18 protein-coding genes are annotated in these 15,069 nt (G+C 67.8%); 16 read left to right on the top strand and 2 right to left on the bottom strand.

Features of this window, described 5'->3' with window-relative positions:
- Nucleotides 1-20: 20 nt before the first annotated feature.
- Complete coding sequence (locus tag ACWEOI_RS15260; protein ID WP_433666272.1) at nt 21-626, bottom strand: TetR family transcriptional regulator; 606 nt, start codon at nt 624-626, stop codon at nt 21-23.
- Between the two features lie 108 nt (nt 627-734).
- On the opposite strand from ACWEOI_RS15260, the gene ACWEOI_RS15255 reads away from it, so the two are divergent.
- From ACWEOI_RS15255 to ACWEOI_RS15180, 16 genes are all read left to right on the top strand, one after another.
- Nucleotides 735-1,961 (top strand): alkane 1-monooxygenase, encoded by a 1,227-nt coding sequence (locus ACWEOI_RS15255; protein WP_452359967.1) that lies wholly within the window; start codon nt 735-737, stop codon nt 1,959-1,961.
- Complete coding sequence (locus ACWEOI_RS15250; RefSeq protein WP_357278151.1) at nt 1,961-2,140, top strand: rubredoxin; 180 nt, start codon at nt 1,961-1,963, stop codon at nt 2,138-2,140. The genes ACWEOI_RS15255 and ACWEOI_RS15250 overlap by 1 nt, the downstream gene beginning before the upstream one ends.
- Before the next feature lies 1 nt (nt 2,141).
- Nucleotides 2,142-2,327, top strand: coding sequence for a rubredoxin (locus tag ACWEOI_RS15245; RefSeq protein ID WP_357084824.1), 186 nt, complete (start codon nt 2,142-2,144; stop codon nt 2,325-2,327).
- The gene (locus tag ACWEOI_RS15240) at nt 2,324-3,574 is read left to right on the top strand and encodes an NAD(P)/FAD-dependent oxidoreductase (protein ID WP_452359966.1); all 1,251 of its coding nucleotides are present in this window, start codon (nt 2,324-2,326) and stop codon (nt 3,572-3,574) included. The genes ACWEOI_RS15245 and ACWEOI_RS15240 overlap by 4 nt, the downstream gene beginning before the upstream one ends.
- A gap of 368 nt (nt 3,575-3,942) precedes the next feature.
- Nucleotides 3,943-4,704, top strand: a complete 762-nt coding sequence (locus tag ACWEOI_RS15235) for an ABC transporter permease (RefSeq protein WP_433673396.1) — start codon at nt 3,943-3,945, stop codon at nt 4,702-4,704.
- A complete protein-coding gene (locus tag ACWEOI_RS15230; protein ID WP_379273091.1) occupies nt 4,704-5,573 on the top strand; it encodes an MlaE family ABC transporter permease in 870 nt (289 codons plus the stop codon). The genes ACWEOI_RS15235 and ACWEOI_RS15230 overlap by 1 nt, the downstream gene beginning before the upstream one ends.
- 3 nt (nt 5,574-5,576) lie before the next feature.
- Nucleotides 5,577-6,605 (top strand): MlaD family protein, encoded by a 1,029-nt coding sequence (locus tag ACWEOI_RS15225; RefSeq protein WP_452359965.1) that lies wholly within the window; start codon nt 5,577-5,579, stop codon nt 6,603-6,605.
- A complete protein-coding gene (locus tag ACWEOI_RS15220; RefSeq protein WP_433666268.1) occupies nt 6,602-7,609 on the top strand; it encodes an MCE family protein in 1,008 nt (335 codons plus the stop codon). Before ACWEOI_RS15225 ends, ACWEOI_RS15220 begins: the two co-directional genes overlap by 4 nt.
- Nucleotides 7,609-8,619 (top strand): MlaD family protein, encoded by a 1,011-nt coding sequence (locus ACWEOI_RS15215; RefSeq protein ID WP_452360155.1) that lies wholly within the window; start codon nt 7,609-7,611, stop codon nt 8,617-8,619. Before ACWEOI_RS15220 ends, ACWEOI_RS15215 begins: the two co-directional genes overlap by 1 nt.
- Entirely contained in the window at nt 8,620-9,540 is a 921-nt protein-coding gene (locus ACWEOI_RS15210) for an MCE family protein (protein ID WP_452359964.1), read from the top strand.
- Nucleotides 9,537-10,547 carry an MlaD family protein gene (locus ACWEOI_RS15205; protein ID WP_433666265.1) on the top strand — a complete coding sequence of 337 codons (1,011 nt, stop codon included), beginning with the start codon at nt 9,537-9,539 and terminating at the stop codon, nt 10,545-10,547. The genes ACWEOI_RS15210 and ACWEOI_RS15205 overlap by 4 nt, the downstream gene beginning before the upstream one ends.
- Entirely contained in the window at nt 10,547-11,497 is a 951-nt protein-coding gene (locus ACWEOI_RS15200; RefSeq protein WP_452359963.1) for an MlaD family protein, read from the top strand. Before ACWEOI_RS15205 ends, ACWEOI_RS15200 begins: the two co-directional genes overlap by 1 nt.
- 14 nt (nt 11,498-11,511) lie before the next feature.
- Entirely contained in the window at nt 11,512-12,123 is a 612-nt protein-coding gene (locus ACWEOI_RS15195) for a G1 family glutamic endopeptidase (RefSeq protein ID WP_452359962.1), read from the top strand.
- The gene (locus tag ACWEOI_RS15190; RefSeq protein ID WP_452359961.1) at nt 12,063-12,776 is read left to right on the top strand and encodes a TetR/AcrR family transcriptional regulator; all 714 of its coding nucleotides are present in this window, start codon (nt 12,063-12,065) and stop codon (nt 12,774-12,776) included. Before ACWEOI_RS15195 ends, ACWEOI_RS15190 begins: the two co-directional genes overlap by 61 nt.
- On the top strand, nt 12,773-13,426 hold the full coding sequence (locus ACWEOI_RS15185; protein WP_452359960.1) for a TetR/AcrR family transcriptional regulator: 654 nt from the start codon (nt 12,773-12,775) through the stop codon (nt 13,424-13,426). Before ACWEOI_RS15190 ends, ACWEOI_RS15185 begins: the two co-directional genes overlap by 4 nt.
- Before the next feature lie 10 nt (nt 13,427-13,436).
- Nucleotides 13,437-14,471, top strand: coding sequence for an HD domain-containing protein (locus ACWEOI_RS15180; protein WP_452359959.1), 1,035 nt, complete (start codon nt 13,437-13,439; stop codon nt 14,469-14,471).
- Here the strand turns inward: ACWEOI_RS15180 and ACWEOI_RS15175 are convergent.
- Nucleotides 14,444-15,052, bottom strand: a complete 609-nt coding sequence (locus ACWEOI_RS15175; RefSeq protein WP_452359958.1) for a TetR-like C-terminal domain-containing protein — start codon at nt 15,050-15,052, stop codon at nt 14,444-14,446. The genes ACWEOI_RS15180 and ACWEOI_RS15175 overlap by 28 nt on opposite strands.
- Nucleotides 15,053-15,069: the final 17 nt, after the last annotated feature.

Here is a 15,069-nt window from a genome sequence, read left to right as displayed (position 1 = left end):
TTTCGCGTGCCGCGCCATCGCTACAGCACCGAGCCGTAGGCCCCGACGATCACCTTGTTGATCTGCCCCACGGCTCGGTCGATCGGCCCGGTCGGCTGGAACAGGTGACTCAGCGCGAGCCGGACCAGCACCTCGGTCATCGAGGTCAGTTCGGCGTCGCTCATCGCCGGCAGTCCGTACTGCGATCGGATGCCCGCCGAGAGTGCGGTGACCGCGCGGCCCAGCACCGGCTCGGTCTCGGTCATCAGCACCGGCAGCAGTGAACTGTCGTTCTCCGATCGTCCGGCCAGCACCGCCTTGATCAGTGTGTTGTCGGCGCCGGTCCGCAGCGTGAACTCGGCCGCCGCGGTCATCCCGGTCGCGACCTCGGTCGGATGCGCGGCCAGGCATTCGGCGATGCCGACCAGGAAGCCGTCGACTTCCTGCTGCACCACCACTTCGGCCAGCTCGTGCTTGTTGGCGAATTCCTTGTAGAGCACCGGACGGCTCACGCCCACCTCTTTGGCGAGCCGCGACATGTTCACCGCGCCCCAGCCCTCGGTGATGACGATGCGCCGGCCCGCTTCGATGATCCGCTCGCGCAGCAACAGCCGCATCTCGGTCTGGAAGTTCGGTGCTTCAACCACGTCCCGATCGTACATGGGCTCAACTTTCGTCTCGTCGTTGACAGACTGGATCACAGTGTATCTAATGAATACAGTTCTTGAGAAAGTGTAAACGCTAGGAGTACGGCAATGACGACGTCTCATTTCAGCGCGGAAGAGGCCACGGCACGCCCGCAGTGGCGTGACCGCAAGCGCTATCTGTGGCTGCTCGGTCTCGTTCCCCCGACGGCCTTGTTCCTGGCGATGGCCTTGGTCTGGGCCTTCAACGAGTTCGGCTGGACCGCGGTCTCGCCGGTGTGGTGGTGGATCGGCCCGCTGATCGTGTACGTGCTGCTGCCGATCCTGGACCGCTTCTTCGGCCCGGACGGGCAGAATCCGCCCGACGAGGTGATGGAGTACCTCGAGAACGACAAGTACTACCGGTACTGCACCTACGCCTACATCCCGTTCCAGCTGCTGAGCCTGACCGTGGCCTGCTACTTGTGGACCGCGAGCGACCTGTCCTGGCTGGGCGTCGACGGCGGTCTGGGCCTGATCTCCAAGCTGGGCCTGGCGCTGAGCATGGGCGTGATGGGTGGCGTCGGCATCAACACCGCGCACGAACTGGGCCACAAGAAGGACGAGCTCGAGCGCTGGCTGTCGAAGATCACGCTGGCCCAGACGTTCTACGGCCACTTCTACATCGAGCACAACCGCGGCCACCACGTCCGCGTCGCCACCCCGGAGGATCCGGCCAGCGCCCGCTTCGCGGAGACCTTCTGGGGCTTCCTGCCGCGCAGTGTGTGGGGCAGCCTGCGCTCGTCGTGGGAGCTGGAGGCCAAGCGCCTGGAGCGGCTCGGCAAGCGTCCGTGGACGCTGCGCAACGACGTGCTCAACGCGTGGCTGATGTCGGTGGTGCTGTTCGGCGTGCTGGCCGCGGTGTTCGGCCCGGCGGTGCTGCCGTGGCTGGTGATCCAGGCGATCTACGGTTTCGCCCTGCTGGAGACGGTGAACTACCTCGAGCACTACGGCCTGATGCGGCAGAAGACCGCCAGCGGCCGCTACGAGCGCTGCACCCCGGAGCACAGCTGGAACTCCGACCACATCGTCACCAATATCTTCCTGTACCACCTGCAGCGGCACAGCGACCATCACGCGAACCCCACCCGCCGCTATCAGATCCTGCGCAGTATGGACGGTGCCCCGAACCTGCCCAGCGGTTACGCGAGCATGATCTCGCTGGCTTACTTCCCGCCACTGTGGCGCAAGGTGATGGATCACCGCGTGCTCGAGCACTATTCGGGTGACATCACCCGCGCCAATGTCCAGCCCCGCAAGCGCGACCGCGTGTTCGCCAAGTACGGGGTGGTGGCGTGATGGCCTCCTACCGCTGCCCGATCTGCGATTACGTCTACGACGAGGCGAAAGGCGCGCCGCGCGAGGGCTTCCCGGCGGGTACCGCCTGGTCCGCCGTCCCGGACGACTGGTGCTGCCCCGACTGCGGGGTGCGCGAAAAGATCGACTTCGAACCCGCTTCCGCTCAGAAGGGACACTGACATGAGCACCGACTTCAAACTCTTCCGCTGCCTGCAGTGCGGCTTCGAATACGACGAGGCGCTGGGCTGGCCCGAGGACGGCATCGAGCCCGGCACCCGCTGGGATGACATCCCCGACGACTGGTCCTGCCCGGATTGCGGTGCGGCCAAGAGCGATTTCGAGATGGTCGAGGTCAGCCGCGCGTGAGCGGGCGCATCGTCATCGTGGGCGCGGGCGTGGCCGGGGCCACCGCCGCGCGCACCCTGCGCACCGAGGGCTACACCGGGGAGATCGTGCTGCTGGGCGCGGAACCCGTGGCGCCCTACCGGCGGCCGATGGTCTCCAAGGAGCTGCTGGCCGGCGCGGTCGAGGACCGGCGGTCGCTATTGCATCCCGTCGACTTCTGGGCGGGCAACGACATCGACCTGCGGGTGGGCGTGCCGGTCGAATCCATCGATCCCGGACCGGGTCTGGTGTGGCTGGCCGACGGGACCGCCATCGGCTATGACTCGCTGCTGCTGACCACCGGCGCCCGGTCGCGGCAGCTGGCGGTGACCGCGGACCGGTCCGTGGCGCCCGACGCCGCGTTGCCGGTGCACACCCTGCGGGGCCGGGCCGAGGCCGAAGCCCTGCGGGCGACGCTCGGGCGGGATCCGTCGCTGCTGATCATCGGGGCCGGGCTCATCGGCTGCGAGGTCGCCGCCACCGCGCGGGGTCTGGGCGCGGAGGTCACGGTGCTCGATGCCGGGACCGCGCCGCTGGAGCGGGTCGCGCCCGCCGTCGTCGGCGACTACATCCGGAAGCTGCACGCGGACAACGGGGTGGCCATCTCGACCGAGGTGCGGCTCTCGCACCTGGCCTACACCGGCAACGACGTGGTCGCCGTGGCGGAGGACGACCGCACCTGGACCGCCGCGGCGGTGCTGGTCGCGATCGGGTCTGTCCCGGACACTCGGCTCGCTGTCACCGGCGGGCTGGCCGTGGACGACGGTATCCGGGTGGACGAGCGGTATCGCACGTCGGCTCCGGGGGTGTTCGCCGCGGGTGACGCGGTGAATCGACTGGATCCGAAATCGGGTGGCTACCGCCGCGAGGAGCATTGGAACAGCGCGCAGGCGCAGGGCGCGGCCGCGGCGCGATCGATGCTCGGACTGCCCGCGCTGACCGCGGAGGTGCCGTGGGGCTGGTCGATGCAGTATGGCCGGAACGTGCAGTTCGCGGGCATGATTCAGGCCGAGGACCAGCTGATCGTGCGGGGGAGCGCGGAGTCCGGTGACGCGACGGTGCTGGCGCTGCGCGACAGCCGTCCGGTCGGTGTGGTGGCGATCGCCCGCCCGGCGGAGTTCCGGGTCGCGCGCGACCTGATCGGGCGGGGAGTGGCGCTGGACGCGGGGGCGTGCGCCGACGAATCCTTGCCGCTGGCCGAGGCGCTCGCACTGTCCGGACAGTCGTGAGGGCAGACGCCCGCAGTTGAGCTAACACCTCGCAATATCTGAAATGCCACCGGACCAACCGAATGGTCCGGTGGCATTTCGCATTTGCCGACCCATTGCTGAAAAGTGCTGGTAATACGTGCTATTCGCGCAGCGCGCGTATCTTTCTCCGCTTTCGCGGCCCCTGTCAAGGCCCTGGTTATTTCGGTGAAGACTGACACGTCAGTCCGAAATCTGTATTACTGTCTCGGTCAGTCGGAACCGGGTCAACAGAGGGACCGGTCGGCATCGACCAAACAGTAGGGGCTGTGGGGTGGTGAACATTGGTCGAGAAAGTTGCTCGGGGGCCGGAATCGCTATGGCAGGCAGTCGAATTCGTACTCTCGGGGCTGCGCACGTTCGGCCGCACCATTCAGCTGGCGATCGCGGCGTTCCGATTCCTGATCCTCGATATCGTCAAACTTCGCCATCCCTGGCGTGACACTCTCCAGCAGGGCTGGTTCATCGTCAGCGTGACGGCGATTCCCGCTGTGCTGGTGTCGGTTCCGTTCGGCGTGATCGTGGCGGTGCAGGTGGGGAGCCTGACCCAGCAGGTCGGCGCGAGCTCGGTGTCCGGCGCGGCCGGCGGCCTCGGGGTCATCCGGCAGGGCGCGCCGATGGTGACCGCGCTGCTGCTGGGCGGTGCCGCGGGGTCGGCCATCTCCTCGGATCTGGGCGCACGCACCATTCGCGACGAGGTGGACGCCTTGCGCGTCATGGGAATCGACCCCGTGCGGCGGCTGGTCGCCCCGCGGCTGGCAGCCATGATCGCGCTGACGCCGCTGCTGTGCATGCTGATCATCTTCATGGGCGTGTTCACCGGCTACGTGATCGCCGTCGGCTTCCAAGGCGTGACGCCCGGCTCGTACCTGTCGGCGTTCGCGGCCTTCGCCAAGATGAGCGACCTGTGGGTGGCGATCGTGAAGTCGATCATCTTCGGCGTCATCGTGCTCGTCGTGTCGTGCCAGCGCGGGCTGGAGGCCACCGCCGGCCCCAAGGGCGTGGCCAATGCCGTGAACGCGGCGGTGGTGATCGGCGTGATCGCCGCCTTCGGCGTGAATCTGGTGATCACGCAGCTGGTGTCGATGTTCATCCCGACGCAGGTGGGCTGATGACCCAGGTACCGGCGAAGTACACGCCACTCGGAACCGCGGGGCGGGCGATCGGCGCTTCGGCGCAGGCGCCGATGTCCCTGATCGAATCCCTGGGCCACCAAGCGACTTTCGTCTACGAGGTGCTGGCTGCCGTCCCGCACACGCTGCGGGTGTACCGGCGGCAGACCATGCTCATCCTGTCCGACATCACCTGGGGCTCCGGCTCGCTCATCGTCGGCGGCGGCACTGTGGCGGTGCTGGCGTTCCTGGGCATCGCGGTCGGCGGGTCCATCGGCGTGGAGGGTTTCACCGCGCTCAACATGGTCGGGATGGGCCCGCTGACCGGGTTCGTCTCCGCCTACGCCAATACCCGCGAGATGGCGCCCATGGTGGCGGCCATCGGTTTCGCGGCGCAGGCGGGCTGCCGGATGACGGCCGAGATCGGGGCCATGCGCATCTCCGAGGAGATCGACGCGTTGGAGGCCATCGGCATCCGGCCCATGCCCTTCGTGGTGACCACCCGTGTGATCGCGGGCGCGATCACCATCGTGCCGTTGCACCTGCTGACCCTGATCCTGTCGTACCTGTCGTGCGCGACCGTGGTGAACGTCCTGCACGGGCAGTCCTCGGGCACCTACTACCACTATTTCGACGCCTTCCTGCAGCCCGGCGACGTGATCGCCTCGCTGATCAAGGCGACGATCTTCGTGGTCACCATCATTCTCATCCACGGCTACCAGGGCTTCTACGCCTCGGGCGGACCGGAGGGCGTGGGCCGGGCCTCGGGTCGCGCCATTCGCGCCAGCCTGGTGCTGGTGGTCATCCTGGACATGATCCTGACGATCGTGATCTGGGGCCTGGATGTCGGCATCCGGATCTCGGGGTGAAACATGGCCGTCTTCAAGGATCATTCCGGCCGTAGCGCCGGACCGTGGCTGCTGCGATTGCGCGGTCTGGTGGTCGCCGTCGTCCTCGTCACTGTGACGATTGTCGTGAGTTCTTATGCCCGAGGCTCTTTCGCGGATCGGTTCGAGGTCACCGTGGACGCGGCGACCCTCGGCGAGGGGCTGGCGCCGGGCGCGGAGGTGAAGTTCCGCGGGTACGCGATCGGGACGGTCGCGACCGTCGAGACCGTGGGCTACGGGCATCAACGCATCGGATTACGGATCGACCGGCGACAGGCCGACGCGCTGACCGACGATGTCACCGCGCGGTTCACCTCGTCGAACGTGTTCGGTTCCAGCGCCATCGAATTGGTGCCCGGCACCGACGGCAAGAAGCTGCGTGAGCACGCCGTCCTCCAGATCGGGGAGGGCGCCACCAACGCCACCGTCGCCGGAGTGTTCCGGCGGGCGGCGCGGTTGACCCAGGTGCTGGATTCGGCGGCCGTGCACCGGCTGTTCGATCTGATGCTCGACAATGCCGCCAGCATGGGCCCGGTGCTGCGGTCGTTCTTCGAGACCGCGCGCACCCTGGCCGACGGACAGCAGAACAGCCTCGCGCACTACCTGCGCATCGGCGGCGATATGACCGGCGCGTTCCGGGACGTGACGCCCGCGGCCGGGCACGCCATCCTCGCGGTGCTCGAGCAGAGCGCCTACTTCGGGGATCCGGAGAACCGGTCGCGCACCAACCGGGCCACCAATGGCGTGAACGACGCCGTGCTGGTGGGGATCTCGAATCTGCTGCAGCAGAACAATCCGGAGCTGGAGAAGATCCTCGACGGCATTCTCGACGTGGCGGTGCCGATCAGCGTGTCCGTGGGCTCGGTGGCCGCGGCCCACAATCGGGTCCCGAACCTGCTGCGGGCCATGGACGGCGCCTTCCCTGTGGTCGACGGCCGGGTGCAGCTGCAGGTGGAACTGATCGCGAAAACCATGCCGTACCTGGCGGATTCACTGGGGGGAGGGGCCAAATGAGCGAGGTCACCAGATCTGCTCTCAAGCTGGTCGTGTTCCTGCTGGTCGTGGCCGGGTGCACCACCTTCATCGTGACCGCGCTGCGGACGCCGATCCCCGGCGACAAGGTCACCTATGACGCCGTGTTCACCGATGTGTCGGGCCTGTTCGCCGGAGACTCGGTGCGCATGTCCGGTGTCGCGGTCGGGAAGGTGGAGACGGTGTCGCTGGACGGCAGCCGGGCCCGGGTGCACTTCACCGTGGATCGGGAGCGGCCGGTGTACGACAACACCAAGGTCGCGGTGCGATACCAGAACCTCATCGGCCAGCGGTACGTCGAACTGCTCACCGACGGGCCGGGGCGCACGAAAATCGCCGCCGGGACGACGATCCCGGTCGAGCGCACCATCCCGAGCTTCGACGTGTCCAAGCTGTTCAACGGTTTCAAGCCGATGTTCGACACGCTCGATCCCGCGCAGCTCAACCAGCTCGGCACCAACCTGCTGCGCGTCATCCAGGGCGACGGCTCCGGGATCGGGCCGGTGCTGGCGGACGTGGACACGCTCACCAAGCACGCCCGCAACAGCGAGGCCGTGATCGTGCTGCTCATCCGCAATCTGGGCGTGGTCGCGGACGCCATCGGCGGCAAGTCGAAGGCGGTCGGCGACCTGGTGCAGCAGCTCTCGGGCATCCTGCATCAGTTCACCGCCAAGACCCAGGCCATGCTGAGCGCGGTCGACACCGCGAAAACCCTGCTGGCGCCCGTGGTTCCGCTGCTGGAGGAGACCCGCGACGCCTACGACACCGCCTACGGTCCGGTCGACGGCCTGCTCCGGCGACTGGTGCCGCAGACCGACGAACTGACCCAGATCCTCGCTCTCGCACCGCAATTGGTGACCGGGCTGAATCAGACGGTTCCCGGGCAGGGGTTCAAGCCGCGCATCACCTGCTCCCACGGTGAGGCCGCGCTGCCCGCGGTGGCCGGGGTCATCCTGTCCAACCAGAACCTGGTGGTGTGCAACTGATGAGAGCGTTGATCGCCCGGATGGGCGAGCTGATCCGGGACGTGCTCACCGGTCGCGGGGACCAGAACACGCAATTGCGCTGGGGTATCGCCGGGGTCGTGGTGTGTGTCATCGCGCTGGCCGTCGCGGGGGCGGTGTACGTGATCCCGTTCGGGCAGCGCACGTACGTGGCCGACTTCCGGATCTCCGGCGGGGCCCGGCCCGGCGACGAGGTGCGGGTGGCGGGCATCAATGTCGGCAAGATCCGCGCCGTCGACCTGGTCGGGGATCACGTGGAGGTCGCGTTCACCGTGAACCGCGATGTGCGGGTGGGGGACCGGTCGGCGGTGGAGGTCAAGATGCTGACCCCGATCGGCGGCCACTACCTGGCGCTGGCCCCCGCCGGGGACAAGGACCTGGCGTCGAAACACATCCCGCCCGAGCGCACCACCACCCCGTTCGAGCTGAGCGACATTCTCGACAAGGGCACCCCGGTGTTCGGCAAGGTCGACGCCACCACCATGCGCGACACCATCGGGCAACTGAATTCGGCGCTGGTGCAACAGCCCGACGCGCTGCGCGGGGTGATCGGCAATGCCAACGAGCTCACCGGGCTGCTGGCCGAGCGCACCGATCAGCTCAACGGCGCGCTCACCGTCTCCGACGAGTACATCGCCGCCATCGCCGACGACAAGGCGCTGCTGGCGGACTTCGTGAAACAGCTCGGCACGGTCGCCGACCGGCTGGGCAACCGCAAGAACGACATCGTGAGCATGTTCGCCCTGCTCAAGCGATTGCTGATCGTGCTGCACCGGCCGCTCATGGCCTACGACAGCATCGAGCCGTCGGTCACCCAGTTCGAGCAGCTGTTCTCCAAGCTCATGGAGGACCCGAACCGGCTCGACACCGTGATCAACGGGATGCGCGAGGTGATCAACCGGCTCAGCGGGCTGCTGGGCACTCAGGTGCAGATCGCGGACCCGGCCGCCGGCGTCCGGCTGTGCATTCCCTTCGAAGGCAAGGCGTGCTGAATGAACTGGGGCAGAACAGCACTCGCCGCGGGTGTCGCCGTCGTGGTGGTGGCCGCCGGGGCGGTGGGGGTGTCGTGGGCGACGACCGTCCGCGATCCGAAACAGAACGTGTGCGCCGAGTTCACCGACACCGTCGGACTGTACGAGGGCAACAGTGTGACCATGCTCGGGGTCGAGGTCGGCACGGTGTCGAAGATCGAGGCGCTGGGCGACCGCATGCGGGTCACCATGCGCGTCAAGGACTCGGTGAAACTGCCCGCCGATATCGCGGCCGTCACCATGTCGAGTTCCATCGTGACCGACCGGCACGTGGAACTGACCAAGCCGTACACCGGCGGCACCCGACTCGACACCGCGAAATGCATTCCGCTGGAACGGACCAAGACGCCCATCGGGATCAGCGACGCGCTCGACGCCATGGGCAAGCTGGCCGGTGACCTGACCGGTGGCGGCGGCACACCGGATTCGCTGCTTGACGACACCCTGACCGCGGCCGACAAGGCCATCGACGGGACCGGGCAGCAGTGGAATCAATTGCTGCAGCGACTGTCCGCGGTCGTCGGTGACCCCGCGCAGAAGGATGCCGCGTTCCGGCGGCTGGTCGACAATCTGGACCAGCTCACCACCATGTTCGTGACCAACTGGCCGGATATGGCGCAGGTGCTGAACAATCTGCGCAACGGCCTGCAACTGATCGGGCAGTTCTCGGCGGAATTCTCCGGGGCGGTCGATATCGCGGTCGAATTCCTACCGGTGATCGCGCGCAATGCCGGGAAATACGATCAGCAGATCTACAGCCTGCTGGATGTGGTGTTGCCGCAGGCGCACACCTTCGTGCAGCAGCATCAGGGGGACATCACCTCGCTGCTCACCGCGTTGCCGCCGCTGGCCGCGCAGCTCCCGCAGGCGGGTGCGCGGTGAGGCGGGCGGTCGTCCGGCTGCTGCCGGTGGTCACCGCGGCCGCGCTGGTCCTGACCGGCTGCGGGGTGAAGGCGACCGATATCCCGATTCCCGGCACCTATCCCTCCGGCGACACCTATTCGGTGCGTATCGAATTCGGGTCGGTGCTGAATCTGCCCGACCGCGCCAAGGTGATCTCCGACGGTGTCGAGGTCGGCATGCTCGACCACATCGAGCTGATCGGGACCACCGCGGTGGCGACGGTGAAACTGCACACCGACGCCAAACTGTCGAAATCCACGACGGCGGAACTGCGGCAGTCGACCATTCTCGGCGATATCCATATCGCGCTGGAAGCGCCCAAGAACGCCGGCGGCACGCTGCTCGGCAACGGTGACGTGATTCCGGTGTCGCAGACGATTCCGGCCACCAATGTCGAGGATATTCTGCGAGCGCTGTCGAACATCATCACCGGCGGGCGCTGGTCGGACATCCAGAAACTGGTGACCGACGTGAATGCCGCGTTCCCGTCGGACCCGGCCGAACTGGACCGGGTCAACCGGGCCGGGCGGGCGGCGCTGCACGATATGGCCACCCACACCGACGAATTGAATCGCATCCTCACCTCGGCGCAGCAGATCACCGCGAAGCTGGAATCCGGTCGCGGGGCGGTGGACCGGATCCTCACGCTCGGGCCGGATCGGGCGGCCGGATTGTCGGATGTGCTGCTGGCCGTGGTGAATCTGATCATCAGCGGCGGTCCGCTCGCCAAGAACGCCGGGGATCTGCTGCTGCCGCACATCGGCGACTTCCGGTCGATCGTGTCGGTGCTCGCGCCGACCGCGGTGACGGCCGGATACGCCGACCTGACGCTGGCGGCGAATCTCGACATCTTCCACACGCTGCTGAAGGAGAAGATCATTCCCTTCCTGAACGCACCGGATGTGAAGGTGCGCAACGTATCCGCCGCTGACGCGCAGGCCGATCAGTTGATCGGCACGCTGCGCGGGATCGGGATGGTGCCCTGATGAAGCTCTCACTGTCCGGGCCGGTGTCGCTGGTCATGCTGCTGGTGCTGACCTTCGTGTGCGGCAGCTACATGGCCGTCGGCGTGCTGAATCTGGATCCACGCCGCCAGAACAACACCGTCACCGTGCTGCTCGACGGGTCGGGCGGGCTGATGAAGACCTCCCAGGTGACGCTGCGCGGGCTGCCGATCGGCAAGGTGCGCGATATCGGGGCGACCGCGCACGGACTGGCGGTCACCCTCGAATACGACGCCAAGTACCGGATTCCGGTGGACAGCGTCGTGCAGATCGCCAACCTGTCCGCGGCGGGGGAGCAGTTCCTCGACTTCCGGCCCACCGGGACCGCCGGGCCGTTCCTGCGCGACGGCAGCGTGGTGCCCAACCGCCAGGTGCGGGTCGCGACCACCGTCGGGGACGCGCTCGCCAAACTGGATGCCTTGACCGCGCAACTGGATCCGGCCAAGCTGCGAAATCTGGCCACCACCGTGGCCGCCGGGTTCGAGGGTCGTGACGCCGAGGTCGCCAACCTCACCAAGGCGCTGGTCGGGACCGCGAATCTGTTGCGGGACAAGCGGGAAGCCATCGGACGGCTGTACTCGAACGTGCAGACCCTCGGCGACAAGTTCGACGGGCGCGCGCCCACGTTGAGCGCGGCCGCCGGGGATCTCACCACCGCGCTGCCCGAACTGCTGCACATCATCGCCGCGTTCCAGAACTACTCCTACATCGGCGAGCACATCTTCGACGATCCGATCGGGCCGCTGGTCACCAAGATCGACGAATACCTGCGCCTGATCGGGCCCGACCTCGGGCAGATCGCCACCGTCCTGAAACCCGCCACCAGCGTGATCAAACCGCTGCGCGTGGACGCCGGATCGATCGTGGACCTGCTGTCCGCGGTGTTCCCCGGCGACGGCGCGGCGCACGTGGGCATCGAGATTCCTCGCTAGAGAGAAGGCAGACCGTGACCGAGACCGAGCAGACCGAGACCGACAAGCCCGACGCGGAGGAGACCGTCGAGGAATCTCCGAAGGCGGAGTCCCCGAAGGGGATCGGTGAACGACTCAATCCGTTCGTGGCGGCGGCCGCGGCGGTCTTCGCGATCGCGGCCGTGGTGCTGGGGGTGCTGTGGCACAACGCCTCGGGCGACTACGACGCGCTGAAGGCCGGCGCCGCCGATCGTGATCGCGCCGCGCAGGTGGCGAAGGACTACACGCTGCGCTCACTCACCTACGACTACCGCAACCTGCCCGCCTTCTTCGACGGCGTGCAGCGGGGAGCATCGGATCCGTTGCGCGACAAGTACACCCAGTTCCACGACACCCTCGCCAAGATCATGACCGATGCCCAGGTGGTGGCGTCCGGCGACGTGGTGGGCACCTCGGTGGAGGCCAAGGACAACGACCAGTACACGGTCACGGTGTATGCCACCCAGCGCACACAGAACGTGCAGCAGCCCGACCCGGCGACGGTCCCGAACCTGCTGGTGGTGACGGTGGCCGGGCACGACGGCGAGTGGCTGGTCACCGACTACGGCCCCAAGGACGCCGGTGTGAAGGGCGGGGCCGCGAAATAGCCTCGGCACGCATCGGCCGCCCGCCGCAGCGCGAACTCCCCGCGCGCCGCCGCCGGGAGATCATCGAAGCCGCCTACGAGGTGTTCACCGCGCACGGCTACGAGGCCACCGCCATCTCCGAGGTGGCCGCCCGCGCCGGCATCGGCCAGGGCACCGTCTACCGCTACTTCGGCAGCAAACGCGAAATCCTGGACCACGTCATCGATCTCGGCATCGAGAAGGTGACCGACGCCATGCGACTGCACACCGTGTTCGGCGCGGCCGACACCGTGGACGACCTGGTGGCCGCGGTCCGCGCCGCCGTGGCCCGCCTCTACGACCTGCTCGGACGCGAGCCGCGCGTACTGCGGCTGCTGGTGGTGGAGGCCGGGGCCATCGATCCCGAACTGGCGCACCGCCTGCTCGGCCTGGAGGCCCTCACCGCCTCCCTGATCGCCGCCGAACTCACCCGCGGCCTGGAGGCAGGATGGATCCGTCCCGACATCGATCCGGAAGTGCTGGGCCACACCATCCCCACCCTGGTCGGCCCGTGGCTCATGCGGGAACTGCTGGGCGCGGGCAATCCGGCCATCCGCGACCGCAGCATGACCGCGGTCCTCGCCTACCTCGACCGAACCCTGCGCCCCCTGGCACCCCCGAGCCCGCCCCCATGACCGCCGCCCCGGCTCCCGACCCCCACCGCGACCGCCCCCGCCTGTCCCGAGCCGACCGCCGCCGCGCCGAACTGGTCACCGCCGCTTACGAACTGGTCGTCACCCGAGGCTTCCGCACCATCTCCGTCGACGACATCGCCGCCGCGACGGGCGTCAGCCACGGCACCTTCTACAACTACTTCCCCAACAAACGCGCCATCCTCGACGCGGTCATCGACCACAGCTTCCTCCACATCCGCGACCTCCTCCTGGGCCCCGAGGGCGACGTCACCCCTACCACCATGGACGCATTCTGCGACCGCTACGCCCGAGTCATCGACCGCTGCTACGACCTGGTCGCCACCGAACCCGGCCTGGTGAACTTCTTTCTCCTGGAAGCCTCCTCGATCGACGACGCCGTCCTCGACCGCTGCCTCCACAACGCCCGCGCCTACGCCGCCGAATCCGTGGCCCGCATCCGCGAGGGCATCGCCCACGGCTACCTAGACCCCACCCTCGACCCCGCCATAGCCGGCGAAGTCCTCCTCTCCCTCCTCGTCTCCGCCCTTCTCTCGGCCCTCCGCGCCGGCACCGACGGCCTCACCCAACCCCGAGTCCGCACCCAACTGGTCACCTTCCTCCGCACCGCCTTCGCCGACCCGCACGGGTAGCTTCGACTTCATGATCGACGACGACATCGAGGAGACCGCGCGGTGCTTCGCGCGAGCGGCTCACGGTGACCAAAAATACGGTGGCGCACCGTATTCAGTTCATCTGGCGACGGTGCGGGATGTGCTGGACGACTTCGGTTTCGCGGGGGATCTGGGGGTGGCAGCGTGGCTGCATGACGTGCTGGAGGACACGGCCGTTACCCGGGTGGAACTGGAGACGGCATTCGGTGCGGGGGTCACCGAACTCGTGTGGGCGGTGACCGGGATCGGGGGGACGCGGGAGGAGCGGAACCGAGACATCTACGGCAAGATCGCGGGCTGTCCGTCGGCGGTGATTCTGAAGCTGGCCGATCGGATCGCGAACGTCGAGGCCAGTGCCGGGACGCGGTGGTTTGCGATGTATGCCGCTGAACAGCAGGCATTTCGAGCACACCTCGGGCCGATCCTCGCGGGCGAGACGGCTGTCGGCCAGATGTGGACCAGGCTCGAAGGGGCGCTGGCGATGAACAGTCGAGACGCGACGGTGCGGCAGGTGCTCGAGCGGTGGCGGGCGCGGGAGGCTCCGGATGGGGACTCGATCGTGTTCGCCGACGGGACGCTGGTGACGATGGCGTTGGTGCGGAGCAGATTCCATCAGCCGAAGGGTGAGCCGCCGAAGCCGGACAAGTGGTACTGGCAGGAGGATTTTCGGGCTACGGCTTGGTCGGCTGCCGAGTGGATCGACGTGGACCCGACGTTCGACACGGCGGTGCACGACGGTAGCCGCGCGATGGTGGGGGAGTCGGCGTCGCACGGGAGCATCGGGTGGGTCGCGTTGACCGACGATGACGAGCAGAACACGCTTCGGTGGATCGCGGTGTCGGGGACCTCCAATCCCTTCCATCACGTCACGCTCGATGCGGAATTCGTGGTTGCCACCAGCACTTTGGAGCTGACCTGGACCTTCCCGCGGAACTCGCCGCAGGATGTGACCATCGCTCCCGCTGATCCGGCGGTGCTGGAGGTCATGCGGCGCCGCTACGTCGACAAGATGCGGGCGCGGTAGGCGGTCAGGAGCATGGTGGTGAGGTCGTCGAGGTAGGCGGGTTCGGGGGGGATGCCGGTGATGGTGAGGCGCCAGTAGAGGGGGCCGGCCAGGAAGTCCAGGGCGAGGGGGAGATTGAGGTCGTGGGGGAGTTCGCCTCGGGTGATGGCGCGGCGGAGGAGGGCGGTGGCGCGGTCGCGGCGGGTGGTGGCGACGCCGGTGGTGAGGGTGGCGGCGAGGGCTGGTTCGCGGGCCGCTTCGGCTAGGAGGTCGGGGATGATTTTCGAGGCCAACGGGTGGCGGAGGCCTTCGGCGGCTGCCGCGAGGAAGGCGTGGAGGTCGCCGCGGAGGGTTCCGGTGTCGGGGGTGTCGGCGGCGTCGACGGCGACCTTGGTGATGAGGTCGGTGGCCATGGCCTGTTTGGAGGGCCAGCGGCGGTAGACGGCGGCCTTGCCCGCGCCCGCGCGGCGGGCCACGGCCTCGATGGAGAGGCGGCCGTAGCCGACCGCGGCGAGCTCCTCGAAGAAGGCGGTGGTGAGCGCCTCGGTCAGGTCGTCCTGTAGGACCGGGCCGCCGGACGTGCGGCGCGGGGAAGGGGGCATGTGATCCACGCTAACAC

Source organism: Nocardia sp. NPDC004340, from assembly GCF_053602575.1.
Note: the sequence above shows the minus strand (reverse complement) of the source record. Positions and strands in the feature narration are given on the sequence as shown.